This is a genomic window from Bacillus sp. FJAT-29790 (genome assembly GCF_019039215.1).
Taxonomy (GTDB): domain Bacteria; phylum Bacillota; class Bacilli; order Bacillales; family Cytobacillaceae; genus Cytobacillus.
Map to the genome: position 1 here is coordinate 2,424,669 of NZ_JAHNZZ010000001.1, position 13,822 is coordinate 2,438,490.

Consider the following 13,822-nt stretch of genomic DNA (forward strand, 5'->3'; position numbering starts at 1 on the left):
TTTAGTAGCTGGCAGACATGCCCTGTAAGCAGAGATTACTCATATAATGGTCGTTTTTCATAGGATAATTTTTTCTATATTACTCACAGAGGTATTGAGCCATTTTGAAGCTATTTTAGTAAAAATCACTGTCGAACCTGTCGTATAAAATTGATGGTCCGGTTCCTCGTTGCTGTTATTTAGCAAGCCGTGATGATGGAGAATTGTACTTGCTTCCCTTGCCGTTTCCTCACCAGAACTGATGACTTTTACTTGATCCCCCATTACCTCTTTCACAAGTGGCTCGAGAAGCGGATAATGAGTGCAACCTAAAATAAGGGTATCCAATCCCCTATTTTTTAAAGGCTGCAATGCTTCTGCAACAATTTTTTTCGCTACTGGTCCATCGTATTCCCCGCTTTCAACAAGCGGAACAAATTTTGGACATGCAAGGCTATGGACAACCGACCGGCTATTAATTTGTTTTAGCGCTTTCTCGTATGCATTGCTTTTAATCGTACCTTCCGTTCCAATGACACCGATGCGATGATTGTCAGTCACTTTGATTGCTGTTCTGGCTCCAGGGGAAATAACTCCAATGACAGGGATCGAAAGCTCATTGCGAATTTCCTCTAAAACGACCGCTGTAGCCGTATTGCATGCAATAATAAGCATTTTAATCTTTTTTAATAGTAAAAAATCAGTCATTTGCCATGAAAAAGCTTTTACTTCATCGCCAGGCCTTGGACCATAAGGGCACCTGGCAGTATCGCCCAAATATACAATATTTTCATTCGGCAGCTGACGCATAACTTCCTTCGCTACAGTCAACCCGCCCACTCCTGAATCAATGATGCCTATTGATTCTTTCAAACATACCGCCTCATTCTCCACGCATTTCTTGGTGTAATTTATGGAAGTTCTTCTTTAAGAGCAGAACTTCATCATTCGTAAAGTTTATTAGTACTTCTTTTAGATATAACTGCCGTTTTCTTATGCACTCCTCAATAATTCTCTCCCCTTCTTCTAACAAGTGGATTCGAACGACTCGCCGGTCGTTTGGATCTTTCACCCGTTTTACAAGGCTGTTCTTCTCCATTCGGTCCACAAGATCCGTCGTCGTACTGAAGGCGAGATACATTTTATTAGAAAGTTCCCCTATCGTCATGTCACCCTCTTCAAAAAGCCATTGCAAGGCAATAAATTGCGGGGGCGTTATCTTATAAGTACTTAAAATCTCACGGCCCTTTTGTTTAATAATGCCAGATATGTAACGCAAATCTTTTTCTATAACGGCAACAAAATCAATTTCTTCGTTTATTTTCACTTCTTCAAGCTCCATAACATCCAACTCCTATAATTGCTTTTAAGCTTTTTTCTAGCCGCGTAAGAAATGCTTAATGCGTCCGGAGCTAGACAGTTATCCAACTTCAAAAAGCTTTTTCCCCTTGTTAAAAAGTGGCTGTTTTCGCATATATTGTTGTTTTTAGCCTTCCAAGTTTGCCCGTTGATTTCCGCTGCGGGCACTTGCTTTCCGCGGGAAGTGACGTGAGCCTCCTCGGCGTTACCGTCTGTGGAGTCTCACGTTCCCTCTTTTCCCGCAGGATACTGCATTTACATCCTTGAATCTGCCCACGCACGAAGGAAATGCGATAGCATTTTCGAGGAGTCAAGTGCCCTCCGCTCCAATCAACTCAGATTATTAAATAAAATCACGTTATAAAAGCAACAAACTTTACGAAAACAGCCTAAAATAAATATACATCTTCCTTTTGCCTTATTTTCACCTTTTTTCATTTAAATTTCAAGATTAAATTAGAGGTAATTTCAAACCATCGTCGATTATGTCTCAAATAATTATAACCGGCATCCAATAAAGAATGCCGGTCTTAATTAAAGTTCGAGCTCTCCCATTCGAAGGAGCTCTACAACAGCTTGTGATCGCCCCTTGACACCAAGCTTTTGCATGGCATTCGATATGTGATTCCGAACCGTTTTTTCGCTTATAAACAATTCACCAGCGATCTCTCTTGTTGTTTTGTCTTGTACTAACAATTCGAATACTTCTCTCTCTCTTTTGGTGAGTAACGGCTTATGTGAATATTCATTCTCCTTCAAGTATTGTAACCCTCCTTGCCTTCGCCAGCTATGAACTGCGGGATGGGTATATATTTAGTCACGATATCATATGTTGATTAAAGCCTTGAAGTGACTGCATTTCCTGAAAGGTGAAGGATTTATTTTGAAAATGTGTTCCTGTGCAGATAAGCATTCAACAATATACAAACACCACGTACCGATCTGATCGTCTAGGAAACGGTTATTATCAAGAAATAATTCTTTCGATGAATCTGCCTTTCACTTCTCCTGATAATCGGAGGCAAATGCAAGAACAAAATTAATTTACCTTTTTGAGGCACATCTATTAGTAATACTATCGCACTTTCCACAGCTGAGACTTTAATTCGGAACTAACTATGGAAGGCTTTTTATGAATTTTTATTCTCTTTATTTCGAAGCAGCACTTTCATTTCCTCAGTCCACGGAACCCCTTTTCCATTCTTCTTAGAAATTTGCACCATTGTTCCTCTGCCAGTAAAGCAGACGGCTCCGTTTTCATTTTTGCCCATGTAATGAATATCGACGGATGATGTTCCAATTGAATTTGCCTTTACATACACATGAATCTTTTCATCAAAATAGACTTGCTGGAGAAAATCGCATTGCAGATCAGCCACAACCGGGATCGTTTCGTTATTCGGTTTGATCCATTCCTGCATAAAGCCTTTGTTTTTAAAGTATTCAATTCGTGCTTCTTCAAAATAGGTAAAAGGGACGGTATTGTTTAAATGACCGAACATATCTGTTTCGGAAAAACGGACCTTTACAGGATGATAGAATTCAAATTCTTCTTTCCAAACCTCAAAATTTTCGATATAACTCATTTTCCTCATGCTGCTTCCTCCTATCTAAAAATATGAATGTTAATTTACTCTTTCCTATAGTATAGATTCTTTTAAATTATTCTGAAACTTCCGCGCCCCTTTTTTCTATTTCTGGGTAATTTTCTAGAGCGAGGAACAAAAAAAGAGAGGATTCCCCTCTCTTTCGTACTTAAGCAGCTCCATTATATCCGCAAGCTTTGCCATTTTTGTCATGGCCTTTATGCTTGCCGTTATCATTCTGTTCTTTCTCATGCCCTTTTTTCTTACCGTTGTTATCCGGTTTCGGACAACCGTCATCGTTTACTTCAACGCCTTCTAAACTTCTTCCTAAATCTAACTCTACCATTACCGGATCATGGTCACTTGCCCGGCCGTGCTCTTCCATATATAAGGAGTTAATATTAATAATATTTGCAAGGGCATTTTCTGCTAAATGGTTTGACACTAAAATATGATCTAGCACCTGAGAGTTTCCTTGATAAATATAAGTAAATCTTTCTTCTGCAGGCAATGTTTCGATCATATTAGTTAATTGATCACCTTTCAATGCTTGAAGAGATTGTGAGAATTCAAAATCATTTAAGTCGCCTAATACGACAACATTTGCAAGAGGGTTTTCTTTATGAACATTTGCAACAAACCCGTTAATTACCTTAGCAATCTCTACTCGCTTAGCGACACTTCCCAATTGAACAGGCTGGTTTCTTCCGAATGATGGCTCATCACCGAGCTTGGAATTAAAGTGGTTCGCAATCACAATGACATTTTCACCATTGAATTCAAACTGTGCTGCTAATGCTTTGCGCGTTGATTCAAAAATCGGATTTAGAGGATCAATTCTTCCCGGATTCACAGTCAATGAACCATTTTTATAATTAACCGACTCAGTTGCACTTCCCTTTGGTGCTTCTGATAATGAAACACGTTCAGGATTAAAGAGGAAACCTACCCGAATGTTCCCACCCGGTGCACCACCGTCTGCTTTATCTTCAGGGGCGATGTCCGTCCACTTGTATACAGGCCCACCTAGTGCGACAATTTCATTAATCAGAGCTTCATAGCTTTCTGAAGCGTCCGTTGTCCCATCGTCAGTTTGGCCGTTATTATCCTGCACCTCAACAAGACCGATAATATCAGGAGTATTTAAGTTTGTTATAACAGACTGAGCGATTTTTTGCGTTTTAGCTTTACTTGTTTTAGCAGAATAGTTTTCAATATTATAAGATGCAATTGTTAGCTTCTCTTTTTCAGAGCCTAAGGATGTCACAGCTTTTGTTATTTCTCTTTCCTTTAAAGCCGGCATCGTATCCTTATCAACTAATACTTTGTAATTACTGAAACTATAACTGAGTACACCCGTTACAAGACCGTTAAATTGATCGCCTGTTTTTGCGATAAAACTGCGATCATCAAATAATAAGTGCATTCTTTCGGGGTTCTCATTTTCTGCGGTCAGTAGGATACCGCCTTGTTTCGAATAAACCTTATTCGGCAGCATTTCTGCAATTACAGGTACTTCTCCATAATTCTGAGGTCCGACAACAAGCGGGCTATCAAGAGCTATTCTCATCCCTTCCAGGCTTTCATAAAAATCAATTGCGTCTTCCTCAGGATCAAAAATCGCAAATTGATCATTATCGATAATATCGCTTGGCGGGTAACCATCTTTACCAATTATGATTGGTTCAGGGAGAGGCTGATTTGATTTCAGCACTTTAATATTTCCATACTGAGCATTAATTTCTGTCATTGTAAGATCTGTAGTCAACTTATCTGCATACCCATCTAAAACCCACTCTTTTACGGTTCCATCTACTGCAATTAAATCACCTACTGAAACATTGTGTGCAGGCTTGTATACTAAAATACCTTCTGACGTTTTAGGGTTATCATCTGGCTGTAAATCCTGAATAAATACATTTCTAGAATCGACAACTTTTGTTACTACACCTTCTACATTTTTTACATTTTGGTTCTCGTATGGCGAGACATGGCTTTCGCCTTGAATATCATGAATACGTAATCCTTCTATTCCTTCAAAAGGATTTTCAACATCCCCTTCAGGGGTGTCATCCGCAAACTTCATTAAAGTTGGATTTTTTAAGCCAGGAACAGAAAAATAAGCTTCCAGGCTTCCGGTAATAATCACTTTCTTCCCAATAATAAGAGGATTTGTCTTTAAGCCAAATTTCCCCCTGAAATCAGTTGGAAGCTGCACCGGCAGGATTTTTGCAGGATCTTTTTCATTTGCGTGGTCTGCAATAGCCAAATTTGTATCACCAGCGAACGGGGCATCGAATCGATATGATTTTGTGGCCGCAGTATAACCTACTATGTAACCCTCTACTGTCGCATTCCCCTGATTATTATCGATTGCCTGCTGAACCGTAATATTTTCACTGGCAGCCTGTCCGACAAATGGGGCAAGATTTGATAAGATCAAAATCATAACTGTTACAAATGCAATTAGCTGTTTCTGTAAAAGCCTCATTTTTTTCCTCCTCATTTTAAATTAACCCAATTAAGATCAAATAGTCCTTTTTGATATCTAGTGCACTTAGACAATTGAACTATAACAAGCTTTCGTAAATTTTTGTTTAATTTTGGGCATAAATTCTGTAAACGCTTTAAAATGAGAGTTTGGACTTACCGAATTTTTCAAAAAAATAAGTACTATTGTATCTATACATCGAAAAATAGTGACGTTCGATCTAAATGCACTTTTTTTCTTGCACAAAAAACCTTCCCTTTCAAACTGAAAGAGAAGGTTTGGTTTTTAATATTATATTTGATCGCTTCCAAAGAAGTTTTTGAATGCTTGAATTGTTGCATCGCGGTTAACCGCAGCAATGGATGTTGTAATTGGAATCCCTTTTGGACATGATTGAACACAGTTTTGGGAGTTCCCGCAGCCTTGCATTCCACCATCATCCATGAAAGCATTTAATCGTTCTGCTTTATTCATTTCACCTGTAGGGTGGGCATTGAATAAACGAACTTGGTTAAAGACAGCAGGTCCCATAAAGTTTGTTTTGCTATTTACATTCGGACATGCTTCCAGACAAACGCCACAAGTCATACATTTTGATAATTCATATGCCCATTGGCGCTTCGGTTCAGGCATACGCGGGCCAGGACCTAAATCGTAAGTTCCATCAATCGGGATCCAAGCTTTCACTTTTTTCAATGAATCAAACATCCGGCTGCGGTCAACTTGAAGATCGCGGACAACTGGAAATGTTCTCATTGGTTCTAGGCGGATTGGCTGCTCTAATTGATCAACGAGAGCCGTACATGATTGACGGGGCTTTCCGTTAATGACCATAGAACAAGCTCCGCAAACTTCTTCTAGACAGTTCATATCCCAAGTAATCGGGGTAGAATTTTCACCCTTTGCATTTACCGGATTACGGCGGATTTCCATTAAAGCGGAAATGACGTTCATATTTGGACGGTAAGCAAGTTCGAATTCTTCCTGATAAGGGGCTGAATCAGGAGTATCTTGTCGGCTGATGATAAATTTGACTGTTTTATTTTCTGACATCTATTAGTTCTCCCCTTTCTTCTTTTTCGTATAATCGCGTTTACGCGGTGGGATTAAACCTGTGTCGACTTCTTCATAATGGAAGGCAGGCGCTGAATTCGCATCCACAAACTTCGCCATTGTAGTTTTCAAGAATTCCTCATCATTACGATCAGGGAATTCTGGCTTATAGTGAGCACCACGGCTTTCATTACGCTTATAGGCACCGATTGTAATCACGCGTGCTAATTGAAGCATATTTTGCAATTGACGGGTAAAAATTGCACCCTGATTGCTCCATTTTGCTGTATCGTTGATGTTGATATTTTTATAGCGCTCTAGTAGTTCAACGATTTTTTCATCTGTTTTTAACAATCTGTCATTATGGCGTACAACGGTTACGTTGTCAGTCATCCATTCGCCAAGCTCTTTATGAATAACATAAGCATTTTCCGTGCCATTAAGAGACATAATTTGATTCCATTTCTCTTCTTCTTGTTTCACATAGCGATCAAATAGAGAAGATGAGATATCTTCCGCACTCTTTTCAAGTCCGCTTATATATTCGATTGCTTTCGGTCCAGCGACCATTCCGCCGTAAATGGCAGATAGCAATGAGTTTGCACCTAGACGGTTTGCACCGTGCTGTGAATAATCACATTCTCCAGCGGCAAACAACCCTGGAATATTCGTCATTTGATCATAATCGACCCATAGTCCGCCCATTGAATAGTGAACGGCAGGGAAGATTTTCATCGGAACTTTACGAGGGTCATCACCCATGAACTTCTCATAAATTTCAATGATGCCGCCTAGTTTAATATCAAGTTCTTTTGGATCTTTATGGGAAAGATCTAGGTAAACCATGTTTTCTCCGTTAATTCCTAATTTTTGATTGACACATACATCAAAAATTTCCCTTGTTGCAATATCGCGTGGTACAAGGTTTCCATATGCAGGATATTTCTCTTCTAAGAAATACCAAGGCTTCCCATCTTTATACGTCCATACACGTCCGCCTTCACCGCGAGCTGATTCACTCATTAGACGAAGCTTGTCATCCCCAGGAATGGCTGTCGGGTGAATTTGAATAAACTCTCCGTTTGCATAGTAAGCACCTTGCTGATACACGATCGATGCCGCTGATCCTGTATTGATCACAGAGTTTGTCGATTTTCCGAAGATAATTCCAGGACCGCCTGTTGCCATAATCACCGCGTCACCAGCAAATGATTTGATTTCCATAGATGTTAAGTTTTGAGCAACAACTCCACGACATACACCATCATCGTCTACAACCGCTCCCAAAAACTCCCAACCTTCATATTTCGTCACTAAGCCAGCTACTTCATGACGACGAACCTGCTCGTCCAATGCATAGAGAAGCTGCTGACCAGTAGTTGCACCAGCAAATGCAGTACGGTGGTGCTGTGTACCTCCGAAACGGCGGAAGTCTAGCAATCCTTCAGGAGTACGGTTAAACATTACTCCCATACGGTCCAATAAATGGATAATTCCAGGTGCAGCTTCCGTCATTGCTTTTACCGGAGGCTGATTGGCAAGGAAGTCACCGCCATACACGGAGTCATCAAAATGCTCCCACGGAGAATCGCCTTCCCCTTTTGTATTTACCGCTCCATTAATACCACCCTGGGCACAAACAGAGTGAGAACGTTTAACCGGCACTAAAGAAAATAACTCGACCGATGTTCCCGATTCTGCCACTTTAATTGCAGCCATTAAGCCGGCCAGCCCGCCGCCGACAACAATTACCTTACCTTTACCCATCGTGACTCACTCCCTTAATCCTTACTAAGAATCCGAACTTAGTTTCATAGTTTCACAAAAAATCATATTATATAAATGCTACAAGCGCACGAATACCTACAATGGATAGCGCGATAAAAACACCGATCGTTACATATGTTGAAATTTGCTGTGAGCGCGGTGTTACAGTAATTCCCCAGCTTACACAGAAAGACCATAGGCCGTTTGCAAAGTGGAAAATCGTTGAAACGACACCAATTATGTAAAACCAGAACATAAATGGATTGGACAAGATATTCTCCATCATTTGAAAGTTAACATCAGCGCCAAATGCAGCTGCTACGCGAGTTTCCCATACATGCCATGTGATAAACACGAGTGTAACAACTCCGGATACACGTTGAAGCACGAACATCCAGTTACGGAAAAAGCCAAATTTACTCGCATTGTTTTTAGCTGTAAAAGCAATATAAAGGCCATAGATTGCGTGGAACAATAAAGGCAGGAAAATAATAAAAGTCTCCAGCACCATTCGGAATGGAAGACTTTCCATAAATTTTGCCGCTTTGTTAAATGATTCCTCTCCCCCTGTTGCAAAATGATTCACTACAAGATGCTGAACTAAAAATAATCCAACAGGAATAACACCAAGTAATGAATGCAATCTGCGATAAAAAAACTCTCGATTACCCGCCATGATTTACCCCCCTTAGTTTTTAAAAAATGATGTACAGGTTTAACTTTCCGATTATACCCCTATGTATGGAATAGTCTCACCTTGACGACATCACGAAAATGTCATTTCATTTTCTTACAATTATGTGACATGTCCATTTTACTCCCAACATCATAGAGCGTCAAGAATGCGGTTACAGAAATTGTTCGATAAAAATGAAATTTTTAAAATATATTGATATTATAATAATGATTGAGTATGTCTTTATTTTTCAAAAAGGGGACAAAAACTCACCATATATTAAAATAGCAAAATTTTCTTCCTGCAAATATTCCCCTTTTTCATGATTGAATACCTAAAATCCATCTATATTGTATATAATAGAAGAATAATAGAAAGAGGGGATCAAAGTTTGAGTGAAACAGCTTTAGATTTAAGACCAACAGAGCTTAAGACCGAATCCGTACCTGCTTTCGGTTATGAACTTATTCGGGAAGTTCTTTTACATGAAATATTAGGCAATGATGCGCCCGACATCTTGTACTGGGCTGGAAAAAGGCTAGCCCGCAAATATCCGTTGGAGTCATTTTCCCATACCGTTGAATTTTTCCAACAAGCCGGATGGGGAAACCTCTCACTAAAAAAAGAATCGGACAAAGAAATGGAATTGGAATTATACAGCCCATTGATAGAGGAACGCTGCCAACAAAACAAGATTTGTACCTTTCAGCTAGAAGCCGGATTTATCGCCCAGCAAGTCGAGCTTCAAAAAGGAGTCATTTGCGAATCATTCGAACATCCCCGTAAAAAAGGGGGAAAAGTGCAGTTTACAGTTAAGTGGGATAAAAAAGACACAACAGCATCTTAAAAAACAAGGCAAAAAGCTTTCAAAGCACTTCCCTTTTTGAAAGCTTTTTGTCATTTTTACCTTTATTCAGCAGAAGTCTCCCATTTCCATAAGTGGCGAGATGAATGCAATAAGTATCCAATTCAGTGGGGGTTCAACCCCCGGCTGAATAAAGGTAAGCCTCCGGCGGATGCCTCAGATTATTTAAAGGAATTTATCGAGCAAGCTAAGGTAAAAATCCTGGCGCAAATACGCCAAGGCGAATTTGATTTTACAATTAGGAATTAATCGGTATTCCCGATAGGTTGAAAGCCTTATGCAAGGCTTCAACAGCTTGTAGCATCTTTTCTTGCTCTACCACTGTTGAAACTTTGATTTCAGACGTACTAACCATTTTTACTGAAATATCGCCTGCGGCTAACACTTCAAACATCTCAGCGGCAACACCTGGGTTTGAGACCATTCCTGAGCCAACAATCGATACTTTCGCAAGACCCGATTCTGTTTCAATGCGGTCGTAATTTAATTTGTGCTTTCGATCTTCTAGAACCTTAACTGTATCTTCCATGTCTTTATTCTTTATTGAAAATGATAGATTTGTTGTGTCTTCAGCTGTCGTGCTTTGAATAATAATATCGACATTTATTTGGCTTTTTGCCAATTCTGAAAATATCACGGAAAGGCCTGTCAAAGAATTTGGCAAGCCAAGAACCGTCACTCTTGTTATATCATCTTCAAAAGCCACACCACGTACAACTAAATTTTGTTCCATTTTTACTTCCTCCTCAATAATTGTTCCTGAAACTCTTTCGATACTGGAACGGACTTCTAAGGGAATGTTGAAGTTTTTTGCAAACTCCACTGCTCTTGGATGTAAAACCCCCGCACCTAAATGAGCAAGCTCAAGCATTTCATCATACGACACCGCCATAAGTTTCCTCGCATCTTTTATATAACGCGGATCAGTCGTAAATACGCCTGTCACATCCGTATAGATATCACATTTATCTGCCTTAAGGGCCGCAGCCAATGCAACAGCTGTTGTATCAGAACCTCCACGGCCTAAAGTAGATATTGCACCTTCCTCTGTTACTCCTTGGAACCCGGCAACAACAATGATATTGCCTTGACGTAATTCGGTTTCCATCTTTTCCGTATCTATGTCAAGAATTCTTGCGTTTCCATGAACCGATTCTGTCTTAATTCCTGCCTGCCATCCTGTGAAAGAAACAGCTGGATAGCCCTTTTCAATTAAAGCCATCGCTAATAATGAAATGGTAACCTGTTCTCCTGTCGTTAAAAGCATGTCCATTTCACGCTTGCTTGGCTGAGCCGAAATTTCCTTTGCTAATCCGACTAGTTGATCTGTTGATTTTCCCATTGCTGAGACAACTACAACGACGTCATTACCTCTACCCTTTTCTTCAATTATTCGCTCGGCTACATTTTGTATCCTCGCAACATCGCCAACCGACGTACCACCGAATTTCTGTACAATTAATCCCACTGTTTTTCCTTCTTTCCTCATATTCGTTTTGTTTAGTTTTTCTCACCTTAATGCAGATTACCCTTAAAAAGATTGCTTCCAACTTGTATTTGCTTTTTTTAAACTAGGCTTTGTTAAACTTGCCTGTTGATTTCCGCTCCAGGATGCTCGTTTTCCGCGGGCCGGGCGGTGAGCCTCATCAAGCACTCAGCCTATGGGGTCTCACCTGTCCCGCTACTCCCGCATGACATTGAATAAACATCCGTGAATTTACACCCACGAAAAAATATGCATTTTGAGGATCTCGCACCTTCTACTCCAATCAACTTCATACAAACCTATTTTAAAAACAACAATCATTTAGAAAACAGCCAATAAAAAAAGCAATGAGATCGTATCTCATTGCTGTGCTGTCAAACGTATAACAAAAATACGCACACATTGAGATAGCTCTCCAAGACAAAAACATGTCTTGACAATCCTACATTTATTAAATGCAAGACCAGCAAAGAAAGTGATGAGACTTTCTCCACTTCGGCAAACATTCCCTTTCAAAGCTTTTCCTTGAAGCTCATTCTTCTCCAAGCTTTTACTATTGAAGTTCGCACCTCTACCTTCACTTTAACGCTATAAAGTGATGTTGATATAAAGTTTCAGTTAGTATAGCATATTGACTCTTTTCTGACAACGTCATTCCTGTAACTTTCGTTTTAATTCTTCCGCAACATTTGCCGGGATCCCGATTTCCTTAAACTGTTCGATCGAAGCTTCTTTCATTTTCTTTACTGACCCAAAGGTTTTTAGCAGCTGCTTTTTCCGTTTCTCCCCGATTCCCGGAATATCATCAAGCATTGATTGAAACGCATTTTTCCCGCGTAATTGCCTATGAAACGTAATGGCGAAACGGTGTACCTCGTCCTGGATTCTCTGCAGCAAATAAAACTCTTGGCTGTTCCGGGCAAGCGGAATAATTTCCAAGGGGTTCCCATACAGCAGCTGTGAAGTTCGATGTTTTTCGTCCTTAACAAGTCCAGAAATAGGGATGTCAAGGCCTAGTTCATTTTCAAGAATATCCCTTACTGTATCCACATGCCCCTTGCCTCCATCAATTAAGATCAAATCCGGGAGCGGCAAGCCTTCATTAAGTACTCTGACATATCTCCTGCGGACAACCTCTCGCATAGATTCATAATCATCAGGGCCTTGAACCGATTTAATTTTATATTTGCGGTATTCCCTTTTCTCCGGTTTGCCATCAATGAATACGATCATCGCTGAAACCGGGTCTGTTCCTTGGATATTCGAATTATCGAAAGCTTCGATTCGATGCGGAGTGTAGATTCCGAGTTGTTTCCCTAAATTTTCAACAGCCTTAATCGTTCTTTCCTCATCCTTTTCAATGAGAGAGAATTTTTCCTGAAGGGCAAGCTTTGCATTTTTACATGCAAGCTCAACCAGTTCCTTTTTTTGGCCGCGCTGTGGCTTTAGTACTTTCACCTGTAAAAGCTGTTCGGCCATTTCAGTGTTAATCGAATGAGGAGTCAATATCTCGCGAGGCTTAAAGTGGTTCGTTTTTGAGTAGAATTGGCCAAGATAGGTTAATATTTCTTCCTCGGGCTCATTGTAAATTGGAAATGTGGAGACATCCCGCTCGATTAACTTTCCTTGTCTAATAAAAAATACTTGCACACACATCCAGCCTTTATCAACTGCAAATCCGAACACATCACGATCCGTAAAGTCTGTCGTTGTTATCTTTTGCTTTTCCATTGTTGCTTCAATATGAGCAATTTTATCACGCAGATCTTTTGCTCTTTCAAAGTCCAGCTCTTCGGCAGCTGCCATCATTTTTTCCGTTAAATCCTTCTTAATTTCTTTGTAGCCGCCATTAAGAAAACGGGTTATCTCGTCGAGTATTTTTTTATATTCCTGTTCACTAACTTCTTTTACACATGGTGCGAGACATTGCCCCATGTGATAGTAAAGGCATACGCGATCAGGCAAGGTTGTGCATTTTCTTAACGGATAGATTCGATCAAGCAGCTTTTTTGTTTCATTGGCAGCTTGCACGTTTGGATAGGGTCCGAAATATTTACCTTTATCTTTTTTTACTTTCCGGACGGTTATGAGACGAGGATGCCTCTCTGCTGTTAATTTAATAAATGGATAGCTTTTGTCATCTTTAAGCATGACATTATATTTCGGATCATATTTTTTGATCAAATTCAGTTCAAGGATTAAAGCTTCTATATCGGAAGATGTAACAATATATTCAAAGTCTTCGATTTCATTGACAAGCCTTAAAGTTTTTCCGTCATGTGAGCCTGTAAAATACGATCTAACCCGATTTTTTAATATTTTTGCCTTGCCAACATATATGATCGTCCCTTGCCGGTCTTTCATTAAATAACAGCCTGGCTGATCTGGCAAAAGCATAAGTTTGTTTTTTATTGTATCATTCACTGTTCTCACATCCCGGTGTTATAAGAAAAGCTTAATGCGCCTTTGGAACAATCTATTTTTAAGGCTGTATTCGTATATACTGTTGTTTTTAGCCTTGAAAGTTTGCCCGTTGATTTCCGCTGCGGGCACTTGCTTT

Annotated in this window: 11 protein-coding genes and 1 riboswitch; of the genes, 1 reads left to right on the plus strand and 10 read right to left on the minus strand. The window is 39.9% G+C overall.

All coding sequences use genetic code 11. The annotated features are described in order from the left end of the window. Positions 1 to 57 precede the first annotated feature (57 nt). The 8 genes from racE to BGM26_RS11520 form a co-directional block, all read right to left on the minus strand. Complete coding sequence (racE, locus tag BGM26_RS11485) at positions 58 to 852, minus strand: glutamate racemase (RefSeq protein WP_217039948.1); 795 nt, start codon at positions 850 to 852, stop codon at positions 58 to 60. A 10-nt stretch (positions 853 to 862) separates the two neighbouring features. Then, complete coding sequence (locus BGM26_RS11490; RefSeq protein WP_217039949.1) at positions 863 to 1,321, minus strand: MarR family winged helix-turn-helix transcriptional regulator; 459 nt, start codon at positions 1,319 to 1,321, stop codon at positions 863 to 865. A gap of 551 nt (positions 1,322 to 1,872) precedes the next feature. Next, on the minus strand, positions 1,873 to 2,097 hold the full coding sequence (locus BGM26_RS11495) for a helix-turn-helix domain-containing protein (RefSeq protein ID WP_217039950.1): 225 nt from the start codon (positions 2,095 to 2,097) through the stop codon (positions 1,873 to 1,875). A 371-nt stretch (positions 2,098 to 2,468) separates the two neighbouring features. Continuing rightward, positions 2,469 to 2,933 carry an acyl-CoA thioesterase gene (locus tag BGM26_RS11500; RefSeq protein WP_217039951.1) on the minus strand — a complete coding sequence of 155 codons (465 nt, stop codon included), beginning with the start codon at positions 2,931 to 2,933 and terminating at the stop codon, positions 2,469 to 2,471. A 160-nt stretch (positions 2,934 to 3,093) separates the two neighbouring features. Next, a complete protein-coding gene (locus BGM26_RS11505) occupies positions 3,094 to 5,415 on the minus strand; it encodes a DUF6359 domain-containing protein (protein ID WP_217039952.1) in 2,322 nt (773 codons plus the stop codon). Between the two features lie 291 nt (positions 5,416 to 5,706). Continuing rightward, entirely contained in the window at positions 5,707 to 6,468 is a 762-nt protein-coding gene (gene sdhB / locus BGM26_RS11510) for a succinate dehydrogenase iron-sulfur subunit (RefSeq protein WP_217039953.1), read from the minus strand. A 3-nt stretch (positions 6,469 to 6,471) separates the two neighbouring features. Then, positions 6,472 to 8,235 (minus strand): succinate dehydrogenase flavoprotein subunit, encoded by a 1,764-nt coding sequence (gene sdhA / locus BGM26_RS11515; RefSeq protein ID WP_217039954.1) that lies wholly within the window; start codon positions 8,233 to 8,235, stop codon positions 6,472 to 6,474. Positions 8,236 to 8,302: 67 nt separating this feature from the next. Then, a complete protein-coding gene (locus BGM26_RS11520; RefSeq protein WP_217039955.1) occupies positions 8,303 to 8,911 on the minus strand; it encodes a succinate dehydrogenase cytochrome b558 subunit in 609 nt (202 codons plus the stop codon). Positions 8,912 to 9,302: 391 nt separating this feature from the next. Here BGM26_RS11520 and BGM26_RS11525 point away from each other — a divergent pair, with 391 nt between their 5' ends. After that, a complete protein-coding gene (locus BGM26_RS11525; protein ID WP_254119238.1) occupies positions 9,303 to 9,758 on the plus strand; it encodes a YslB family protein in 456 nt (151 codons plus the stop codon). Positions 9,759 to 10,014: 256 nt separating this feature from the next. On the opposite strand, the gene BGM26_RS11530 is transcribed toward BGM26_RS11525, so the two are convergent. Both BGM26_RS11530 and uvrC read right to left on the minus strand, forming a co-directional pair. Continuing rightward, a complete protein-coding gene (locus BGM26_RS11530; protein ID WP_217039957.1) occupies positions 10,015 to 11,244 on the minus strand; it encodes an aspartate kinase in 1,230 nt (409 codons plus the stop codon). Positions 11,245 to 11,662: 418 nt separating this feature from the next. Next, positions 11,663 to 11,844: riboswitch (Lysine riboswitch) on the minus strand. Positions 11,845 to 11,913: 69 nt separating this feature from the next. Continuing rightward, positions 11,914 to 13,659 carry an excinuclease ABC subunit UvrC gene (gene uvrC, locus BGM26_RS11535; RefSeq protein ID WP_254119526.1) on the minus strand — a complete coding sequence of 582 codons (1,746 nt, stop codon included), beginning with the start codon at positions 13,657 to 13,659 and terminating at the stop codon, positions 11,914 to 11,916. Positions 13,660 to 13,822: the final 163 nt, after the last annotated feature.